The organism is Paenibacillus tianmuensis, assembly GCF_900100345.1.
GTDB lineage: Bacteria > Bacillota > Bacilli > Paenibacillales > NBRC-103111 > Paenibacillus_G > Paenibacillus_G tianmuensis.
On sequence record NZ_FMTT01000009.1, the window covers coordinates 110863 to 131417 of the forward strand.

Here is a 20555-nt window from a genome sequence, read left to right on the forward strand (position 1 = left end):
CATGGAGCATCCCGCTCAGTACCGCGGCCGTCAGGTCGTCATTCTAGGTCTTGCGCGCAGCGGCGTTGCAGTCGCCAAATTGTTTCACGAGAACGGCTCGGTCGTCGCCGTCAATGATAAGAAAGAACGCCATTTATGCCCTGAGGCCGACGAATTGGAGGCTCTGGGTATTTCTGTTGTTTGCGGGAGCCATCCCGAAGGGCTTGTGCATGAGGGTGTTGCGCTCGTCGTGAAAAATCCCGGCATTCCTTACACGATCGAGCCCGTCCGGCGGGCGGCCGAGTTGGAAATCGAAGTGGTGACGGAGGTCGAAGTCGCCTATCATATTTGCAAGGCGCCGATGATCGCCATAACCGGCTCCAACGGCAAGACAACCACGACGACGTGGACCGGTCTCATGCTCGAAGCGGGCGGATTAAAGCCGATCGTCGCCGGTAACATCGGACGCGCCTTGACGGAAGCCGCTTTGGAAGCCGAAGCGGACAACCGGATGGTTGTTGAGCTGAGCAGCTTTCAGCTCAAAGGGACGCGTGCGTTCCGTCCAGCCGTGGGCGCTCTGCTGAACGTGTATGAGACGCATCTCGATTATCATGGGACGATGGACGATTACGTCGTCTCCAAGACGAAGCTGTTTGCTAACCATACGGAAGCGGACACAGCCGTGCTGAACTGGGACGACCCGGTCTGCCGCCAAACGGCGAGCGCGATTCGTTCTTCGGTGCTGCCTTTTTCTGTCCGCGAGGAACTGTCTTACGGATTGTTCGTGCAGCCTCCGCTTGCCGCCGGGGACGAAGATACGGTACATACAATCGTTTACCGTGATAAAGACGGACAAGCTCACCGCATTGTGCCGGTACGGGAGCTCGGAATACCGGGCAGCCACAACGTGGAGAACGCGCTGGCAGCCAGCGCTATGGCCATCGCTTCCAGTGTGGAGCTGGAGACGATCGCCCAGGTGCTGAAGGAGTTCCGTGGGGTGGAGCACCGGCTTGAATATGTGGCGCAGAAGGGCGACGTGCTCTTTTATAACGATTCCAAAGCGACGAATCCTACGGCAACGATCAAAACGATCGAATCGTTCAAGCAAGACATCGTTTTGATTGCGGGGGGGCTCGATCGCGGATCGGATTACATGGAATTGCTGCCCGTATTCCAAAGCCGGGTGAAAGGCCTTGTCGCCTTCGGAGAGACCAAGGAAAAAATCGACCGTGTGGCGCGCCTTGCAGGCATGAGCCGGATTAAAACCGTCGATACTGCTGCTAAGGGTGCACGAGAAACGGTAGAGGAAGCGGTGCGACAAGCGCAGGCACTGGCGAAGCCCGGCGACGTTGTGCTGCTTTCGCCCGCATGCGCAAGTTGGGATATGTTTTCCTCTTACGAGGAGAGGGGAAGCATGTTTAAGGAGTCCGTGCATAACCTGTAAAAGGGGGGAACAAGCCCTGTCAGCGGGCATTGCTGATCCGGCGTGAAAGGTCCCTTCCCAGATTACCGAGAGGTAGAGGTGTGGGCGGTATGGTGAAAGCACGTTCGACTCCGGATTGGATGATGTTGGGCTCCACGCTGCTGTTGCTTGCCGTAGGCGTGATTATGGTGTACAGCGCCAGCGCGGTGCTTGCGTTTCGCGAGTTCGGCGACTCGCTGTACTATTTGAAACGCCAAGCGCTGTTTGCGGCGCTCGGCATCGCAGCAATGATTTTTACGATGAACACCGATTATTGGATCTGGAAAAAATATGCCAAAATCATTTTGATCGTCTGCTTCATTCTGCTGGTTGCGGTGCTTATTCCCGGCATCGGTGTCGTTCGCGGAGGGGCGCGCAGCTGGCTCGGCATCGGTTCGTTCGGGATTCAGCCGTCCGAATTTATGAAAATGGGCATGATTGTGTTTTTGTCCAAATGGTTGTCCGAGCAGCAGGGTACCATTACGCATTTTACCCGGGGGCTGCTGCCGCCGCTTGGCCTCGTCGGCCTCGCTTTCGGAATTATCATGCTGCAGCCCGATCTGGGAACGGGCGCGGTGCTGGTCGGCGCCGCCTTGCTGATCATCTACACGACGGGAGCCCGACTGCTGCATTTATCGTATCTCGGACTGGTCGGGATTCTCGGATTCGTCGGCTTGATTATAGCGGCGCCCTATCGGCTGCAGCGGATTACCGCTTTTCTCGACCCGTGGCAGGACCCGCTCGGCGCGGGCTATCAAGCGATTCAATCGCTTTATGCGATCGGTCCCGGGGGACTGGTCGGCCTCGGTCTGGGCATGAGCCGGCAAAAGTACAGTTATTTGCCCGAGCCGCAAACGGACTTTATCTTTTCCATCATTGCAGAGGAGCTCGGCTTTATAGGCGGTTCTTTCGTGCTGCTGCTGTTCACCCTGCTGGTCTGGCGGGGGCTGCGTACGGCGATTACCGCGCCGGATACGTTCGGCAGTCTGCTTGCGACGGGCATCGTCGGCATGATCGCCGTGCAGGTCATCATCAACATCGGCGTCGTGATTGGCATGTTTCCCGTCACAGGCATTACTTTGCCGCTAATCAGCGCCGGCGGCTCGTCTCTAACGCTGATGCTGACCTCGATCGGCGTGCTTTTGAACATTTCCCGGTATTCGAGGTGACCTTCCTTTATGAAAAAAATCGTCTTCACCGGCGGCGGTACGGCCGGTCATGTGACGCCGAATTTGGCGGTGATGGCCAGGCTGCGCAAGCTCGGCTGGGACATGGAATATATCGGTTCCAAGGATGGGATCGAGAGAGAAATTATCGAGCACGAAGGGGTTCCGTTTCATCATATCGCTTCGGGCAAGCTGAGGCGTTACTTTGACGCCAAAAATTTTAAAGATCCGTTCAAAGTGCTGCAAGGCGTCGGCCAGGCTTACCGGCTGCTGGGCAAAATTAAGCCCCACATCGTATTTTCCAAGGGCGGCTTCGTTACCGTGCCGGTTATCGTTGCCAGCAAGCTGAGGGGAATTCCCGTCATTTCGCACGAGTCCGACTACACCCCGGGCCTCGCCAACAAAATTACGATGCCCCTCGTCTCCCGTATTTGCGTGACTTTTCCCGAAACGTTGAAGTATGTCCGCGGAGACAAAGCGGAACGCACCGGTCTTCCGATCCGCGAGCAGATCTTGGACGGGAAGGCGTCCCGCGGACTGCAAATGAACGACTTTCATTCTCAAAAGCCTGTCCTGTTTATTATGGGCGGCAGCCTTGGAGCCCAGCGGATCAACCAAACGGTTCGCGAATCGCTGGAGGCGCTGCTGGAGCGGTTTCAGGTCATTCATATTTGCGGGAAAGGAAATACCGATCCTTCCTTCGACCGAATCCGGGGCTACCGGCAGTATGCGTACGTCAAGGACGAGCTGCCCGATCTGCTTGCCTGCGCCGATCTGGTCGTCTCGCGGGCAGGCTCCACCTCCATCTTCGAATTTCTTGCGCTGCGCAAGCCGATGCTGCTCATCCCTTTGACCCGCCAGGCGAGCCGCGGAGACCAGATTCTTAACGCAGAATCGTTCCGGGGCATGGGATATGGCAAAGTGCTGTTCGAGGAGGACCTGAATCCGGAGTCGCTGATTTCCAATCTCTGGGGCCTGTCTGCGGAGCAGGATGAAATTCGGCAGCGGATGGAATTAAATCCGTACGGCAACGGCACCGATCACGTCGTGAAGCTGCTTGAAACCTACTGTTTGCCTCGCACCTAGTGAATTTTGCACTAGGCGATTGTCACACTCTGATACGTTTCACATAAACTACACTATACCGTGACAGACACTTGGCGAAGCGGCGCGCAGCCTGGGCGCAAGAACGCGGAAGCTCTGCGCGTGCCGCCAATCCTTGGTTCCGGAGCTCGTTTACCGGAAATCCGGACGCCGCGTCGTTCTGTGAAGGAGGTTTTCCCATGCAACAGGTCATAACGGAATTGCTGAACGGGTCCTGCGGCGAGTTGCGGCTAAACGAACCGCTTGCCCCTTACACCACGTGGAAAATCGGAGGTCCGGCCGACATTCTGCTCATTCCTCGTACACGATCGCAGCTTATCGATGCGGTAAAGCTGCTGAACCGGCACCAGACTCCATGGACGGCGCTGGGGCGGGGCTCCAACATGCTTGTAACCGACAAAGGGATACGGGGCGTAGTCATTAAGCTTGGAGATGCTCTGGAAACCGTAAGGTTCGAAGGGGAACTCGTCTATGCCGGCGGAGCCTATTCGTTCATTAAGCTGTCGGTGATGGCAGGCAAGGAAGGATTGACCGGCCTGGAGTTCGCGGGGGGCATTCCGGGAACCGTGGGAGGCGCCGTCTACATGAACGCCGGGGCGCTCGGGTCTGATGTGTCACGCATCTTATTGCGGGCTGAAGTACTGCTCCCGACAGGGGAGTTGGTGACGCTGAACAATGAGGATTTGGCTTATGCTTACCGACATTCGATTCTGCAGACGAAGCCGGGGATTGTGACTGAGGCGGTATTCCAGCTGCGGTATGGCGATCGCAAGGAGATTGCCGCTACACTCGCGTCGTACAAAGACCGGAGGCTGCGGACGCAGCCGCTGCAGCTTGCTTGCGCCGGAAGCGTCTTTCGCAATCCTCAAGGACACTTCGCCGCCAAGCTGATCGAGGAAGCCGGACTTAAAGGCCTTCGGGTCGGCGGAGCCGAAGTATCGCCCCTGCACGCCAACTTCATTGTCAACACCGGGCAGGCGACGGCCCACGACGTGCTCACCCTGATTGAACAAGTCAAGACTGCCGTGAACGAGAAGTTCGGCGTCTGCCTTGCAACCGAAGTATTGGTGGTAGGTGAGCGGTAAATCGGAGGTGGGACTTTGGAAAAGTTGGTTATCGAAGGCGGGAAACCTCTCTCGGGAGCCATCAGAATTCATGGTGCGAAAAACGCCGCTTTGCCCATTCTGGCAGCCAGCATTATGGCGGAAGGAACATTCACGATTGAGAACGTGCCGAATTTGTCGGACATTCATGTGATGCTCGGCATTTTGCGGGCGCTGGGATGCAGGGCGGAGTTGGTCGGGGATAACGTCATCGTGAGTACGAACGCCGTTCATCAGTTTCATATTCCCGAGAGCCTGATGAACCAAATGCGATCCTCCATTTTTTTGATGGGCCCGCTGCTTTCCCGCCTCGGACGCGTGGAGCTGTATCAACCGGGCGGCTGCGCGATCGGCGAGCGAAAAATCGATCTGCACTTACAAGGGCTGGCAGCCCTGGGAGCGCATATTGAGGAAAACGGCAGCCAGATCGTGTGTACGGCCAATGAGCTGCAGGGTGCGGAAATCGTGCTCGATTATCCGAGCGTGGGCGCGACCGAAAACATCATGATGGCTGCCGCAATGGCCCGGGGGATGACAACGATCACCAATGCGGCCCGAGAGCCTGAGATTCAAGATTTACAAAACTTTTTGAACGCTATGGGCGCTCGTATTATCGGCGCCGGTACGGATACGATCACTATCGAAGGCGTATCGGAACTAACCCCCTGTACTTACCGGATCATTCCCGATCGCATCGTAGCCGGCACGCTGATGATTGCCGCTGCGGCTACAAGAGGAAACGTGACGCTGGAGAAGGTTTGTCCGGCTCATCTGACCTCCGCCATTCATGTGCTCAAGCGAGCAGGTGTTCAAATCGCAATTAACGGTGATATAATGAACGTGTGTGCTCTCGGCCGGCCGAAATCGGTGGAGAGGATCGTTACCTCGCCTTATCCGTCGTTCCCCACGGACCTGCAATCTCAAATCATGGTACTGCTCAGCCTTGCCGACGGGGTAAGCATCGTGAAGGAAACCGTATTTGAAGGACGATTCAAGCATGTAGACGAACTGTCGCGTATGGGAGCGGATATCCGGGTAGATTTGAACTCAGCCTATATCCGGGGAGTGCCCAGACTGTATGGCGCCACCGTGGAAGCGACCGACCTTCGCGCCGGCGCTGCGCTCGTCATCGCCGGATTAGCGGCTCAGGGATCAACCGTCATCGAACAAATCCATCACATCGACCGGGGGTACGACCGGATTGAACTGATGCTCGCGTCCCTTGGGGCGGGTATTCATCGTACGACGCCGGTACCTACGGAGTAGCACTTTATACATCCATATGACCACAGCCGCTGGAATATCCCTTTTTCCTTGGGAGAAGGGATACCCTGCGGTTTACATATTCCGTATTGGGGTTGCGTGATCGTGCAGGCGATGCCGGCAAATGCGGGTGAGGACGACCGTTCCGGCCTGGCCTGCGGACGGCCCCCGTCCTGTCCGGGACAAGCTGCCCGGCGCAAAATGCGTACAGAGCCTGCCATGCGGGCTTTGTTGCGTTCAGAAGAGGAGGCACCTATGGAAGACAGACTCCCAGTGATCAAGAAACCGAATCCGAAAAGCCGGAGCAGCAAGAAGCTGCTAGTGTTTTTATTTATCTTTTTTATTACGCTTCTGCTGATTCTCTTCTTCCAATCGTCGCTCAGCAAAATAACGGAGATTGAGATTCAAGGGCAGCAGCTCGTATCCAAGGAAGAAATCGCCCAAGCGGCCGCCGTCAAAGCGGGAGACCACTTCTTTTCCGTCTCATCCTCCAAAGTCGAATCGCAGGTCAAAGCGCTAAAGATGGTTGAATCGGCCGAGGTGTCCAAAAAGTTCCCGGGGCGACTGATCATTCAGGTGCACGAGTACCCGAAGGTGGCCTACCAAGTTGGAGAAAACGGCCAGATCGAGGCGCTGCTCGCCGACGCCAGCGTCGTGCCCGTAACAGTACAGGGCGTCGCGCTGGATAAGCCGATTTTGACGGGATGGTCGAAGGACGATCCGCTCAAGATCAAGCTGTGCCTGGCCATGTCCAAGCTGCCGGCCGCTTACTTCTCCGACGTGTCCGAGATCAAGCCTTCACCGACACTTTCTTATCCCGATAAAATCAAGATGTACACCCGATCCCATTATGAAGTGGAGACGGCGATTGAGTATTTGCCCGAAAAGATGAAATATTTGGATTCTTTAATTTCCAGCCTGCAGAGCAGTAAAAAAACGGGGGGCGTGATTACGATGCTCGAAGCAGATACGCATGCCCCCTTTGACAAGGATTCGGGAAAAACGAACGCCAAGGATGCAAAAGGCAGCGCGGACGGTAAAGACAACAAGGACAACAAGGATGGTAAAACCCCTGCTTCCAAAGAGACGGACAAGCACGATACCGCATCATCGTCTGCTGACGAAAAGAAGCGGGAAAGTCAGGAAACGGCCCGTGACTAAGCAAAATACTCTACTCTGCCTGCTAGAATAGTGCTAGAATTGAAATTATGGTATAATTTAAGTCTGGCCGTGAAAAAAAATGAACTAAAAAAGAGGGAATTGCCGAGCCGTGTGGAATATCTACAGGAGGTTTTGCTGACCAAGGCTCATTATCGAAATTATGTTACAGGAGGTGCCAAGGGTTGAGCAGCAATGACATCATTGTTAGTTTGGACATCGGTACATCCAAAGTTCGTGCTATTATTGGAGAAGTCGTTAACGGCGCCATTAATATAATTGGAGTTGGATCTGCCGACTCGCAGGGAATTCGCAAAGGAGCGATCGTGGATATCGATCAAACGGTCCAGTCGATCCGGAGCGCAGTGGATCATGCCGAGCGAATGGTCGGAGTGCAAATATCGGAAGTGTACGTTGGAATTTCCGGCAATCATATTGCGCTGCAATCGAGTCACGGGGTCGTTGCGGTATCGAACGAAGACCGCGAAATCGGCGACGATGACATCGAACGGGTCATTCAGGCGGCGAAAGTGATTCCATTGGCTCCCGAACGCGAGATTATCGGCGTTGTGCCGAACCAATACGTAGTGGACGGAACGGATCAGATTCACGATCCCCGGAGCATGATCGGAGTTAGGCTGGAAGTCGAAGCAACCATCGTTACCGGTACGAAAACGGCGATACATAATTTGCTCCGCGTCGTGGAGAAATCCGGGCTCAAGGTAGCCGGACTTATCTTGATGTCGCTGGCCGCAGGCCATCTGGCCTTGTCGAAAGACGAAAAGGCCGTCGGGACCGTGCTGGTCGATATCGGGGCCGGAGCTACGACGATCGCCATTTTTAACGAGAACAATCTGGTTGCTACATCGACGCTTCCGATCGGAGGCGAGTTCATTACAAACGATATCGCTTACGGCTTGCGGACGCAAGCGGACATCGCCGATAAGATCAAGCTGAAATTCGGGTGCGCCATCGTAGAGCATGCAGACCCGGATCAAGTGTTCAAGGTTAACCGGATCGGCAGCAATGTGGACAAGGAGTTTTCCCAGGTCGATCTGGCGAACATCATCGAGCCCCGGGTACAAGAAATATTTCACCTGATCCGCTTGGAAGTTCAGCGGCTTGGCTTCACCGATCTGCCTGGCGGTTATGTGCTCTCCGGCGGGACGGCTTCGCTGCCCGGCTTGTTGAATGTCGCCCAAGTGGAACTGGCGTCTTCCGTTCGTATTGCGGTTCCCGAGTTCATCGGCGTGCGCGACCCTGCTTTCACGAGCGGCGTAGGGATTATCCAGTACGCCTCCAAATATTTGCGACACGCCAAACAAAGCTCCGGCGTCAAGAAGCTGGTCACGACGAAAAAAGCGTCTTCCGGTCAAGAGCAAAAGCCCTCGGCCATGGAACGTTTCAAAAATTGGTTAAGCGAATTTATTTAAACTCGGGTAGCTTGTACGACGAAAGCCTAATGAGGGGGAAGACGCTAGTATGTTTGAATTTGATATGGATATGGAAGGGTTTGCCAAAATAAAGGTAATCGGCTGCGGCGGCGGCGGAAGCAACGCTGTTAACCGGATGATTGACACCGGCGTGAAAGGGGTCGAATTTATAACGGTCAACACCGATGCGCAAGCTCTGCACCTCGCCAAATCGGAGATGAAGCTGCAAATCGGGGACAAGCTCACGCGCGGTCTCGGAGCCGGCGCAAATCCCGAGGTCGGGAAGAAGGCAGCCGAGGAGTCGCGCGAGTTAATCGCCAACGCGCTTAAAGGCTCCGACCTCGTCTTTGTTACCGCAGGTATGGGCGGGGGCACGGGAACAGGCGCAGCACCTGTTATCGCCGAAATCGCCAAAGAGTGCGGCGCGCTGACTGTAGGCGTCGTGACGCGTCCGTTCCGTTTTGAAGGTTTGAAGCGCGCTCGACAAGCAGAGCAAGGGATCGCCGCTCTCAAAGAAAAAGTCGATACGCTCATTATTATTCCGAATGACCGTTTGCTTGAGATCGTTGACAAGAAAACGCCGATGCTGGAAGCGTTCCTTGCGGCGGATAACGTTTTGCGTCAAGGGGTTCAAGGGGTTTCCGACTTGATCGCCGTTCCCGGCTTGATCAACTTGGACTTTGCCGACGTCAAAACGATCATGACCGAGCGCGGCTCGGCTTTAATGGGAATCGGATATGCTTCGGGCGAAAGCCGCGCGGCAGAAGCGGCCAAGAAAGCGATCAGCTCCCCGCTGCTTGAAACGTCGATTGACGGCGCGCGCGGCGTGCTGCTCAACATCACGGGCGGCAACAACCTGTCGCTTTACGAAGTCAACGAAGCGGCTGATATCGTAGCCGATGCCGCCGACCCGGAAGTTAATATGATTTTCGGTGCGGTCATTGACGAAAGCTTGAAAGACGAGATTCGGGTGACCGTTATCGCCACCGGTTTTGAACATAGAGAACCATCGTCAGCTTCCAAAAAACCGGTAACGACGGGAACAACCACGTCCTCCAACCCATCGCAGGAGCCTGTGGACAACCGTCTTGGTAACCTCCGTCCGTTCGGAGGCCAATCGTCGAACGACCAGCTCGACATCCCGGCTTTCCTTCGCAACCGCAATCGCAACGGTTTCGACAAGCAATAGACTATTCTATATTGTTTAATACACAGCCGCCTCTTGAGACAGAGGCGGCTATTTTTTTGCCTCCTCGCGTACCGAGAGGTGGCACCCGCTGATCACCTCCCGGCATCACCTCCACTCCTCCCAACCCCCTCCTCTCGACAAAAATAGTACCACCCCCTCGGCATGTTTAGACAGACTTTGAAATACGATTGGGATATACTTGTCTCATTCGCGGCAAGCAGGGCGGGAGGTAACGAAGATGGTCGTGTACATCGATGTCATTTTCCTCATGAACGTGCTGATCGACGGCGCGCTGCTCTGGACGACGGCCTGGTCGCGCAAGCTCCGTTTCCGCCCGTGGCGGCTGGGGCTTTCCGCAGCCATCGGGGGCAGCTATGCGGTGATGCTGTTTTTTCCGCCGTTAACGTTTCTGTTTACGTTTGCGCTAAAATTTGCGCTTTCTCTGCTGATGCTGCTGACCGCCTTCGGATTTGGGGGATTGCAGCATTTTTTGCGGAACCTTGGCGCATTTTATGTCATTAATTTTATGGCAGCCGGTGCCGTTTTCGGGTGCGCCTACTTCTGGCAATCCTCCAGCGAAATCGTAAATGGCATCTTGTTCAGCCACGATCTGGGGGTTACGCTGACGATGCTGGCCTTTTCCTTCCCATTGGCATTATGGCTATGTCGTCACGTCCTGCAAGCCTTGAGGCGGAAGCAGGAACTGACCTCGTTCTTGGCCAAGGTGGAGGTTCATATCGACGAATTTGCCTCCAGCTGTATTGGGCTTATTGATACGGGCAACCAACTGTACGATCCGCTGACGAAAACGCCGGTCATGGTCATGGAAGCGGCACAGTGGGGGGAGCGCATTCCCGAAGCTTGGCTGGTCAAAATCCGCCGGGCCGAAGTGGATCAGCTCGTGACGTCGATCGGTACTGAACCTTTTATCTGGCAGGACCGCTTGCGCTTGGTGCCGTATCGTGGGGTGAACCGGAATACGCAGTTTATGCTGGCGCTCAAGCCGGACCGGGTCGTTATCACGACGGGAAGCGAACAGATTGAGGCAAACAAAGTGCTGATCGGACTGGACGGAGGTCGACTCAGCTCGGACAACGCTTATCAGGCCATCATTCATCCGTCGCTAGTCAACATGTAACACGAGCGGGACCCGATATCTGCCGCCTGGCTTGCCGCAGCTCAAGGCCGTGCTTGTAAAGGAAGAACGAAGCTTGACCGCAACAAAGTTGTTTTCACGACGGGGATGTCCGGCTATTAAAACGGTACGAATGGGAGGAAGCGTAAACATGATGGTCAAGTGGAAGCTGATGCTGCAAATTATGTATTTTCGCCTGCTGCTGGTGCTGGGGCTCAAATCGGACGAAATCTACTACATCGGTGGAAGCGAAGCGCTGCCGCCCCCGCTCACACGCGAAGAGGAAGAATATTTACTGGGAAAGCTTCCTTCAGGAGATGCGGCCATCCGTGGCATGCTGATCGAACGAAATCTGAGGCTCGTCGTTTACATCGCGCGTAAATTCGAGAACACAGGCATCAATATCGAAGACCTCGTATCGATCGGCGCGATCGGCTTGATCAAAGCGGTCAATACGTTCGATCCCGAGAAAAAAATTAAGCTCGCCACGTACGCCTCGCGATGCATTGAGAACGAAATTTTGATGTATTTGCGACGCAACAGCAAAATCCGGACCGAAGTTTCGTTCGACGAGCCGCTCAATATCGATTGGGACGGCAACGAGCTATTGCTGTCGGATGTGCTCGGAACGGAAAACGACACCATCTACCGCAATATCGAGGAGCAGGTCGACCGCAAGCTTCTCCATAAGGCGCTTGATAAGCTGTCGGAGCGCGAACGGATCATCATGGAGCTGCGTTTCGGTTTGCAGGACGGTGAAGAGAAGACGCAAAAGGACGTCGCGGACATGCTCGGCATCTCCCAGTCATATATTTCGCGGCTCGAAAAGCGCATCATCAAACGGCTCCGCAAAGAGTTCAACAAGATGGTGTAAACTGGAAAAAGTTTTTTTCATTGGCGATGAAAGCGAAACCGTCCTTGCCGGAACTGGCTTTGAACGATTTCCGGGTGGAGATGTGGCAGGCAGTGAGCCCGGAGGAACCGCATAAAAAAGCATTCCGAGGAGATAATTAACAGTAATGTTTCTCCTTGGGAGGTAATCACGGTGACCCGAAACAAAGTCGAAATATGCGGTGTCGATACGGCAAAGCTACCGGTTTTGACCAATGCGGAAATGCGTGAACTATTCGTGGACTTGCAAACGAATAACGAACGATCTGCAAGAGAGAAATTAGTCAACGGCAACCTCCGGCTCGTGCTGAGCGTCATCCAGCGGTTCAACAATCGGGGGGAATTTGTCGACGACCTGTTCCAAGTAGGCTGTATCGGACTGATGAAGGCCATTGATAATTTCGATTTGAGCCAGAACGTCAAGTTTTCCACCTACGCGGTTCCGATGATTATTGGAGAGATCCGCCGTTACCTTCGGGACAACAACCCGATCCGCGTATCCCGCTCCTTGCGCGATATCGCTTATAAGGCGCTTCAGGTGCGCGATCAACTGACGAATCAAAATTCGCGGGAGCCCACCATTTACGAAATCTCGGAAGCGCTCGGCGTGCCGAAGGAGGATGTCGTTTTTGCGCTGGATGCCATACAGGACCCGGTGTCGCTTTTCGAACCGATCTATCATGACGGCGGCGATCCGATCTATGTGATGGACCAGATCAGCGATGACCGGAACAAAGACGTATCGTGGATCGAGGGTATTGCCCTCCGGGAAGCGATGCGGAAGCTGAACGATCGTGAGAAAATGATTTTGTCCATGCGTTTTTTTGACGGAAAGACCCAGATGGAAGTGGCCGACGAAATCGGCATTTCCCAAGCGCAAGTATCCCGGCTCGAGAAATCGGCCATATCCCAGATGCAGAAGCATGTGAAAAACTGACGGGAGCTTGCCCGACCTGCGAAGATCCGACCGACTCGCTATAATGCTGCGGGCGCGGTCTTTTTTTATAGCCTGGAAAGGACATTTTGCTCAAGTTGCTCATATAGTATAAAAAAGGGCATTTGTGGAGGCGTCTTTTAAAATTTTCGCTGCCTGTCGCCGTAGAGTGAAAAGTGATCCGCGGCGAGTTTTTTTCAGGCTTTTTACCTTAATAATGAATTCAAAAATAAAGCCTGAAAAACGTGTTTGAGCCGAAGCGGATTACTTTTCACTCGCAGGCGGACCTGCAGAACGAAGGATTTTAAAGTACGATTTCTCAGCCATATGCCTCCCCCGGTGGTGACAGCGTGAAAATATCCGATTTCCAAACCAAAGACGTGATCAATATCGTCGACGGCAAAAAGCTGGGCCAAATCAGCGACTTGGAGCTCGATCTCCAGCACGGGCGCATCGAGGCGATCGTCGTCCCGAATTCCTCCCGTTTTTTCGGATTGTTCGGCGGCGGAACCGATGTGATTATCCCTTGGAACAATATCGTCAAGATCGGCATGGACGTCGTCCTGGTCAAGCTGGAGGACGTTCAGGCTTTCCGGCAGCAGGAGCCGGCCGATAACGTGTATGAGTACAACCGCCAATCCCGCGGGTAAGACAAACGAAGACAGGTGTGCATTCACCCGGACGAACAAGGGTGTTCTTTTTTTTCGCTTCGTGTATACTGGGTAGTAAAAAGACGGGAGGCGGACCCATGGAACCTTTTGTAATCCGACAAGCCGAAAACGGCTGTGAATTGCTTATGCTGGAGCGTTTCATGAACGCCCGTCCGGCCGTAACGGCCGGCTTTACGACAAGACGCGGCGGAGTCAGCCGCGAAGCCTTCGGCAGCTTGAACTGCGGGCTTCATGTGGAGGATGCGCCCGCAGACGTGGTTGCGAACCGAAAATTGCTGGCCGAATCGCTCGAACTGCCGTTCGAATCGTGTACATACGCGGAGCAGGTGCATGGGAAGGAAATCCAGGTTGTAGGCAGAGGGGAGCGCGGTGCGGGCAACGATTCTCGGGAGAAGGCGCTGCAAGGCAAAGACGGCTTCGTGACGAACGAACCGGGGGTCTTTTTGTACGCGTTGTTTGCGGATTGTGTGCCGCTGTATTTTTACGATCCGGTCCACAAGGCGGTAGGATTGGCGCATGCAGGGTGGAAGGGAACCGCATTGCAAATCGCCAAGGCAACGCTGGAGACGATGAGTGCGGCATACGGCACCAAGCCCCGGGACGTGAAGGCCGCGATCGGCCCTTCCATCGGCGCATGCTGCTACGAGGTGGATGATGCCGTTATTGCGCGAATGGACAAGGTGCTAGAAAAGGTTGCGCCGGGAAGCGGCGCTGACGAATCCGGCCGTTCGCCGTTCTATGAAAAAAAGCCCGACGGAAAATACAAGTTGAACTTGCAACAAATAAACCGACAAATTATGATAAAAGCAGGAATTATGCCGTCTTCTATCGAAATAAGTGGTTTATGCACAAGCTGCCGTACCGACTTGTTTTTCTCGCACCGCAAAGAGGGCGGAAAAACCGGCAGAATGGCGGCATGGATCGGACTGCGGGAATAGCGGCTGGGGGACTTCCGGCTTGGCAACACCGGGACCGCCCCATAGCCGGGCAGGCCGAAAGCGAGGTGAATTGACGTTTTGACTATACAACTGCAGGAACGGATCGAAGAAGTCCGCAAGCGCATTGCCGCGGCGTGTGCCCGTGCGGGACGCAGTCCCGAGGAGGTGCGCGTCATCGCCGTGACCAAGTACGTTTCGCTCGAAACGACGGGACAAGCGCTGCGGAGCGGACTGACGGATGTCGGCGAGAACCGCTGGCAGGATGCCGCTGCCAAATGGGAAGCCTTCGGCAGCGAAGGCGTGTGGCATTTCATCGGACATTTGCAAACGAACAAAGTAAAGGATGTCGTCGGACGATTTACCTATATTCATTCTGTGGACAGGTTGTCGCTGGCCAAAGAGATCGAGAAGAAGGCGGCGGCGCTCGGAATCGAGGTTCCGTGCTTTATTCAACTGAACGTATCGGGGGAAGAAACAAAGTACGGTTTGGAGCCCGGCGAGCTGCTTAATTTTGCGGCGGAGCTGCGGAGCATGAAGCATATCCGTGTGGCCGGTCTGATGACCATGGCGCCTTATGAAGCGGAGCCTGAGGCGACCCGCCCAGTGTTCCGCGGCTTGCGCGAATGGCGGGACCGTCTGAACCGGGAAGCCGTGCTTGATTACGAAGTGACCGGTTTATCGATGGGAATGTCGAACGATTTTGAAGTGGCCATTGAAGAAGGAGCGACTTGGGTGCGTCTTGGTTCGGTCTTGGTAGGTAAAGAGTGACAGAGATGAAACTCCGAGGAGGAAAGGATATGGGCGTAATGAATAAATTCATGAACTTTCTGGGCTTGCAGGAAGAGGAAGTAGTCGTGGAGCGCGAGCGCATCGCAGACCATCGCGAAGAAGCTGAAACCCCGGCGCAGGAACTGCGTAAAAATAAGGGGAACATCGTCAGCATCCATTCACAAAAAAACGTGAGGGTCATCTTGAACGAGCCACGGTCTTACGAGGAAACCCAGGAAATTGCCGACCATTTGCGCTCACACCGGCCCGTCGTCGTCAATCTGCACCGGGTCCGGCCGGATCAGGCTACGCGGATCGTTGACTTCCTGAGCGGTACCGTGTATGCGCTCAGCGGTTCCATCTCGAAGATCGGACCGAACATTTTTTTGTGTACTCCGGATAACGTGGAAATCCACGGTTCGATTTCGGAAATGATGCACCATAACGAAGAATAGCGTACTTAGAAAGAACGAGGTGAACGGCTTGTACTACATTGAAGATTACATTCGCACTTTAATTCAGATTTATCAGTACGTGCTCATCGCCTACGTTCTGCTCTCCTGGCTGCCGAGCGCGCGAGAAAGCTTTATCGGGGAAATGCTGGGGAAGCTGTGCGAGCCGTATTTGTCCGTATTCCGCCGTTTCATTCCACCGATCGGCGGGATGATCGATATCTCCCCGATTATCGCGCTGATTGCGCTGCGTTTCGTAGGGGAAGGAATCGTTGCGGTTCTTCGCTTCTTTATTCGGTAGCCTAATATGGCAGGAGACGTAAACCGATGATGCAGGAACATCTATATGCCCACTTCCATCCAGACGAACACCGCTTTGTCGATAAGGCGGCGGAATGGGTGGAGCGGGCCGGGCAGCATACGGTCAAGCTGACCGATTTTTTGGACCCGCGGCAGACCTTTATCCTGACCACACTCGCCAACCGAAACCCGGACGTGCAGATCCGATTCGACGGCGGACATCCGGGCGCGGAACGGAAGCGGGCATTGGTCGCTCCGGATTATCGCGTGCTGGACGACGAAGAGATGGGGATCAGCCTCATTGAAATTACTTCCGAGGACGAGAAGCTGAAGGAGCTGGACCACGGCGATTTTATGGGGGCGATCCTCGGACTTGGCATCAAGCGCGATAAAATCGGCGATATTTATGTGCGGGAAGACGGCTGTCACTTTCTCGTGGCTTCGGAAATTGCCGATTATATCCGGCTCAATCTGAGTCAAGTGCACCGGCTGTATGTGCGGACGGAGCACTTGCCGCTTGATAAGCTCAAGGCGACGGAAACGAAGCTGGACGAGATGTTTTTATCGGTCGCTTCGCTGCGCCTGGATGGCATCGTAAGCGACGTATACCGGCTGAGCCGGGCCAAAGTGCTCGTTCCGATTAAAGCCGGGCGGTGCAAATTGAACTGGACGCAGGAGGAAGATCCGAGCAAGCCGCTGAAGCAGGGCGACGTCGTATCGCTTCGAGGGTTCGGACGCTTCAAGGTGCTGGAAGTCGAAGGGCTAACCAAAAAAGGAAGATATCGCTTAAAAATCGGCAAATATGCGTGAACGCCGATTTTTTTTGTTTGCCGATGCAGGAATATGCCAGCAACTGTCGAATATAGGATTACGCATGCGCGGACAACAAGGATCATAGCTTCTTTGCCAAATTTGCAGGAGGTGCAGCAATGGCTTTAACACCGCTCGATATACATAACAAGGAGTTCAGCCGCTCGTTTCGGGGATATGACGAAGATCAAGTGAATGAATTTCTGGATCAGGTCATTAAAGATTACGAATCGCTGATCCGTGAAAATAAAGAGCTGCAAAATCAGTTGGCCGCGATTCAAGAGCGTCTGGACCATTTTGCCAACATCGAAGAAACGCTTAGCAAAACGATCATCATCGCGCAGGAAGCTGCCGATGAAGTGAAAAATAACGCGAAGAAAGAAGCGCAGCTGATTATTAAAGAATCGGAAAAGAACGCCGACCGCATCATTAACGAATCACTGTCCAAAGCGCGTAAAGTATCGGTAGAGATCGAGGAGCTGAAGAAGCAGGCGTCGATCTACCGGACCCGGTTCCGCACGCTTATCGAGGCGCAGTTGGAGCTGCTCAGCAAGGAAGATTGGAGCTCGCTCGACCGGATGGAAATCGAGCAGCCTTAATTTGGCCCAAGTTGACGCGGAAGCTCATTTCCGCTATACTCCCTGTATAAGTTAACATGAATCAAAGCGATGACTGGGACGAGTACTTGACGTCCAGCGGAGGCCAGCGAACCGGGGGAATGGTGCGAGCCCGGACTTCGGCGGTCAAGGAATATCCCCCAGGAGCATCTCTTGAACCTCATTCCGGAAGTAAAGAGCATCGGCTGATCCCGTTATCGATCAATGGAGCGAAGACTTCGAGCCGGGCAGCGGCCGTGAACGTTACGGACGATTGCTTTGAGGCTTCGTTGTCTTAATCAGGGTGGTACCGCGAGACTTCTCGTCCCTTAGGGATGCGAGGTCTTTTTTGTTGTAAAATCAGTTAGGAGTGAGACATTCGATGGATTATGGAAAAACGCTAAACCTGCTGCAAACGGATTTTCCGATGCGCGGCAACCTTCCGCAGGCTGAACCGAAAATGCAGCAGCATTGGGACGAGACGGACATCTACCATCAAGTGCAGGAGAGCCGCAAGGGCAAACCGAAGTTTGTATTGCACGACGGACCGCCGTATGCGAACGGCGACATTCATATCGGCCACGCGCTGAACAAAATTTTAAAGGACATTATCGTCCGTTTCAAAACGATGCAGGGCTACGATGCGCCTTATGTGCCGGGCTGGGATACGCACGGCTTGCCGATCGAGCAGGCGATCACCAACAGCGGCAAAGTCGACCGGAAAAAAATGAGCGTGCCGGAATTCCGCGACTATTGCAAAGACTACGCCTTGCAGTGGGTGGAGAAGCAAAAAGCGCAGTTCAAGCGTCTCGGCATCCGCGGCGATTGGGACCGCCCGTATATTACGCTGATGCCTGAATACGAAGCGCAGCAAATCCGCGTTTTCGGCGGGATGGTGACGAAAGGATACATCTACAAAGGGTTGAAGCCGGTATACTGGTCGCCTTCTTCGGAAAGCGCGCTGGCGGAGGCCGAGATCGAATACCGCGACAAGACGTCGGCTTCGATCTATGTAGCCTTCGACGTACATGACGGCAAAGGCAAGCTGCCTGCGGACGCCGCCATCGTCATCTGGACGACGACGCCTTGGACGCTACCTGCGAACCTTGGGATCAGCATCCATCCGGATTTCGACTACATGCTGGTGGAAGCGGGAGGCCGGAAGTTCGTGCTGGCACAAGGACTGCTTGAAGCGGCTGCGAAGGAAATTGGCTGGACCGACGTGAACGTTGTGCAGACGTTCAAGGGCAGCGAGCTGGAGCATGTGCTCTGCCGCCATCCGTTCTACGACCGGACGTCGCTTGTGATGACCGGCGAGCACGTAACGCTGGAAGCCGGTACGGGCTGCGTACACACCGCTCCGGGGCACGGGGAAGACGACTTCGTGATCGGACAAAAATACGGTCTGGGCGTCTTGTGTCCCGTGGACGATCAAGGGCATATGACCGCGGAAGCGCCGGGCTTTGAAGGGCTGTTTTACGATAAAGCCAATAAGGCGATCGCGGAAAAGCTTCAGGAAAGTGGCCACCTGCTGAACATGAGCTTTATTCAGCATCAATATCCGCACGATTGGCGGACGAAGAAGCCGGTCATTTTCCGCGCGACCGAGCAGTGGTTCGCATCGGTAGATAAATTCCGCCAAGCGATGCTGGACGAAATCAAGCGCGTGAAGTGGACGCCGGAGTGGGGCGAGATTCGCCTTCATAACATGATCGCCGACCGCGGCGACTGGTGTATTTCCCGTCAGCGGGCATGGGGCGTGCCGATTCCGATCTTTTACTGCCGCAGCTGCAACGAGCCGCTGGTCAACGAGACGACGATCGAGCATGTTGCTTCGATTTTTGAGCAGGAAGGCTCTAATGCTTGGTTCCTGCGTGAGGAGAAAGAGCTGCTTCCGACGGGTACCGTCTGTCCGAAATGCGGTCACGACCATTTCCGCAAAGAAACGGATATTATGGACGTATGGTTCGATTCCGGGTCCAGCCATTCGGCGGTGCTCGAAACCCGGGAGGAGCTGCAATGGCCGGCCGATCTGTATCTGGAAGGCTCGGACCAATACCGCGGCTGGTATAACTCATCTTTAATTACCGGCGTGGCGGTCAAAGGACAATCGCCGTACAAAGGCATCCTGAGCCACGGCTTTACGCTGGACGGTGAAGGACGTAAAATGTCCAAATCGCTCGGCAATACGATCGATCCGAACCAGATGTGCAACAAGCTGGGCGCCGATATTTTGCGCTTGTGGGTATCTTCGACTGATTTTCAGTCGGATCAGCGCATCTCGGACAACATTTTGAACCAGATTGCTGAGAGCTATCGAAAAATCCGCAATACGCTGCGCTTTTTGCTCGGCAACCTGTCGGATTTTGATCCGGCCAAAGACCGCGTAGCCGTAGAGCAAATGAGCGAATTGGATCGATTCGCGCTGCTGCGTCTGCACCGGATGACGGATCGTGTCATCAAGGCCTACGACCATTACGATTTCCACGTGGTGTATCAGACCGTGAACCATTTTTGCGCGGTCGATATGAGCGCATTCTATCTCGATATTTTGAAGGACCGGCTGTATGCCAGCCTTCCGTCCGATCCGGCCCGCAGAGCGGCGCAAACTGTATTATACGATGCGCTGACGGCAATAACTAAGTTGATTGCTCCGATTTTGCCGCATACAGCCGATGAAGTATGGAAATACATTCCGGGCACGACGCTGCCGAGCGTACAGCTCGCGGAGCTGCCGACGGTCGATGCAAGCTTGTTTGACGCGAATCTGGAACAAAAATGGGAAAAATTCAGTGGCGTGCGCGACGACGTGCTGAAGGCGCTTGAGGAAGCGCGGAAGGAGAAGCTGATCGGCAATTCGCTTAGCGCCTCGGTACATCTATACCCGAGTGCGGAGACGTATGAGCTGCTCGGCGGCTTCGAGCGGCTGGATCTGTTGTTTATCGTTTCCGCGGTGAAGGTGCATCATCCTAACGAGACAGCTCCCGAGGGAGCTCAAACATTCAAGGGGCATGCCGTAAAAATCGCAGTAGCCGATGGGGAGAAGTGCGAACGCTGCTGGATCGTTACGCCGGAGGTTGGTCATGACTCCGAGCACCCGACGCTGTGCAAACGCTGCTCGGGTGTGCTGAAAGCCGGCGCTGCAGGCTGATGGGCTAGCGAGCCATCCATGGGAGGTGAAGTTCTTCCCATGGAAAGCTCGT

The 20555-nt window shown here is 54.6% G+C and carries 19 protein-coding genes and 1 other annotated feature; all 19 genes read left to right on the top strand.

Annotated elements, in window-relative coordinates:
* Nucleotide 1: 1 nt before the first annotated feature.
* The 19 genes from murD to ileS all read left to right on the top strand — a co-directional run bounded on the left by murD (nucleotide 2) and on the right by ileS (nucleotide 20503).
* Nucleotides 2–1423: a UDP-N-acetylmuramoyl-L-alanine--D-glutamate ligase gene (gene murD / locus BLO51_RS08810; protein WP_090669927.1), complete on the top strand. Its 1422-nt coding sequence runs from the start codon at nucleotides 2–4 to the stop codon at nucleotides 1421–1423.
* An 89-nt stretch (nucleotides 1424–1512) separates the two neighbouring features.
* Nucleotides 1513–2610, top strand: a complete 1098-nt coding sequence (spoVE, locus tag BLO51_RS08815; protein ID WP_090669930.1) for a stage V sporulation protein E — start codon at nucleotides 1513–1515, stop codon at nucleotides 2608–2610.
* 9 nt (nucleotides 2611–2619) lie between these two features.
* The gene (locus BLO51_RS08820) at nucleotides 2620–3693 is read left to right on the top strand and encodes an undecaprenyldiphospho-muramoylpentapeptide beta-N-acetylglucosaminyltransferase (RefSeq protein ID WP_090669933.1); all 1074 of its coding nucleotides are present in this window, start codon (nucleotides 2620–2622) and stop codon (nucleotides 3691–3693) included.
* 197 nt (nucleotides 3694–3890) lie between these two features.
* Nucleotides 3891–4796: a UDP-N-acetylmuramate dehydrogenase gene (gene murB / locus BLO51_RS08825; protein WP_090669936.1), complete on the top strand. Its 906-nt coding sequence runs from the start codon at nucleotides 3891–3893 to the stop codon at nucleotides 4794–4796.
* Nucleotides 4797–4811: 15 nt separating this feature from the next.
* Complete coding sequence (gene murA / locus BLO51_RS08830) at nucleotides 4812–6080, top strand: UDP-N-acetylglucosamine 1-carboxyvinyltransferase (protein ID WP_090669939.1); 1269 nt, start codon at nucleotides 4812–4814, stop codon at nucleotides 6078–6080.
* Nucleotides 6081–6332: 252 nt separating this feature from the next.
* On the top strand, nucleotides 6333–7238 hold the full coding sequence (locus BLO51_RS08835; protein WP_090669941.1) for a cell division protein FtsQ/DivIB: 906 nt from the start codon (nucleotides 6333–6335) through the stop codon (nucleotides 7236–7238).
* Nucleotides 7239–7420: 182 nt separating this feature from the next.
* Nucleotides 7421–8668 (top strand): cell division protein FtsA, encoded by a 1248-nt coding sequence (gene ftsA, locus BLO51_RS08840; protein ID WP_090669944.1) that lies wholly within the window; start codon nucleotides 7421–7423, stop codon nucleotides 8666–8668.
* A 49-nt stretch (nucleotides 8669–8717) separates the two neighbouring features.
* Complete coding sequence (gene ftsZ / locus BLO51_RS08845; RefSeq protein ID WP_090669946.1) at nucleotides 8718–9857, top strand: cell division protein FtsZ; 1140 nt, start codon at nucleotides 8718–8720, stop codon at nucleotides 9855–9857.
* A gap of 238 nt (nucleotides 9858–10095) precedes the next feature.
* The gene (gene spoIIGA, locus BLO51_RS08850; RefSeq protein ID WP_090669949.1) at nucleotides 10096–10995 is read left to right on the top strand and encodes a sigma-E processing peptidase SpoIIGA; all 900 of its coding nucleotides are present in this window, start codon (nucleotides 10096–10098) and stop codon (nucleotides 10993–10995) included.
* Between the two features lie 148 nt (nucleotides 10996–11143).
* The gene (gene sigE / locus BLO51_RS08855) at nucleotides 11144–11866 is read left to right on the top strand and encodes an RNA polymerase sporulation sigma factor SigE (protein WP_090669952.1); all 723 of its coding nucleotides are present in this window, start codon (nucleotides 11144–11146) and stop codon (nucleotides 11864–11866) included.
* A 171-nt stretch (nucleotides 11867–12037) separates the two neighbouring features.
* On the top strand, nucleotides 12038–12820 hold the full coding sequence (sigG, locus tag BLO51_RS08860) for an RNA polymerase sporulation sigma factor SigG (RefSeq protein WP_010491950.1): 783 nt from the start codon (nucleotides 12038–12040) through the stop codon (nucleotides 12818–12820).
* Between the two features lie 347 nt (nucleotides 12821–13167).
* Nucleotides 13168–13467 (top strand): YlmC/YmxH family sporulation protein, encoded by a 300-nt coding sequence (locus BLO51_RS08865; protein WP_090669955.1) that lies wholly within the window; start codon nucleotides 13168–13170, stop codon nucleotides 13465–13467.
* Between the two features lie 98 nt (nucleotides 13468–13565).
* Nucleotides 13566–14426, top strand: a complete 861-nt coding sequence (gene pgeF / locus BLO51_RS08870) for a peptidoglycan editing factor PgeF (RefSeq protein WP_090669959.1) — start codon at nucleotides 13566–13568, stop codon at nucleotides 14424–14426.
* Nucleotides 14427–14504: 78 nt separating this feature from the next.
* Nucleotides 14505–15194, top strand: a complete 690-nt coding sequence (locus tag BLO51_RS08875; RefSeq protein ID WP_090669963.1) for a YggS family pyridoxal phosphate-dependent enzyme — start codon at nucleotides 14505–14507, stop codon at nucleotides 15192–15194.
* A 29-nt stretch (nucleotides 15195–15223) separates the two neighbouring features.
* Nucleotides 15224–15649, top strand: coding sequence for a cell division protein SepF (locus tag BLO51_RS08880; RefSeq protein ID WP_090669966.1), 426 nt, complete (start codon nucleotides 15224–15226; stop codon nucleotides 15647–15649).
* Nucleotides 15650–15677: 28 nt separating this feature from the next.
* The gene (locus tag BLO51_RS08885; RefSeq protein ID WP_090670065.1) at nucleotides 15678–15947 is read left to right on the top strand and encodes a YggT family protein; all 270 of its coding nucleotides are present in this window, start codon (nucleotides 15678–15680) and stop codon (nucleotides 15945–15947) included.
* Nucleotides 15948–15973: 26 nt separating this feature from the next.
* Nucleotides 15974–16756 carry a YlmH family RNA-binding protein gene (locus BLO51_RS08890; protein ID WP_090669969.1) on the top strand — a complete coding sequence of 261 codons (783 nt, stop codon included), beginning with the start codon at nucleotides 15974–15976 and terminating at the stop codon, nucleotides 16754–16756.
* A gap of 119 nt (nucleotides 16757–16875) precedes the next feature.
* Nucleotides 16876–17355, top strand: coding sequence for a DivIVA domain-containing protein (locus tag BLO51_RS08895; protein WP_090669971.1), 480 nt, complete (start codon nucleotides 16876–16878; stop codon nucleotides 17353–17355).
* A 60-nt stretch (nucleotides 17356–17415) separates the two neighbouring features.
* Nucleotides 17416–17685, top strand: a binding site (T-box leader).
* 49 nt (nucleotides 17686–17734) lie between these two features.
* Complete coding sequence (ileS, locus tag BLO51_RS08905; protein WP_090669977.1) at nucleotides 17735–20503, top strand: isoleucine--tRNA ligase; 2769 nt, start codon at nucleotides 17735–17737, stop codon at nucleotides 20501–20503.
* Nucleotides 20504–20555 lie beyond the last annotated feature (52 nt).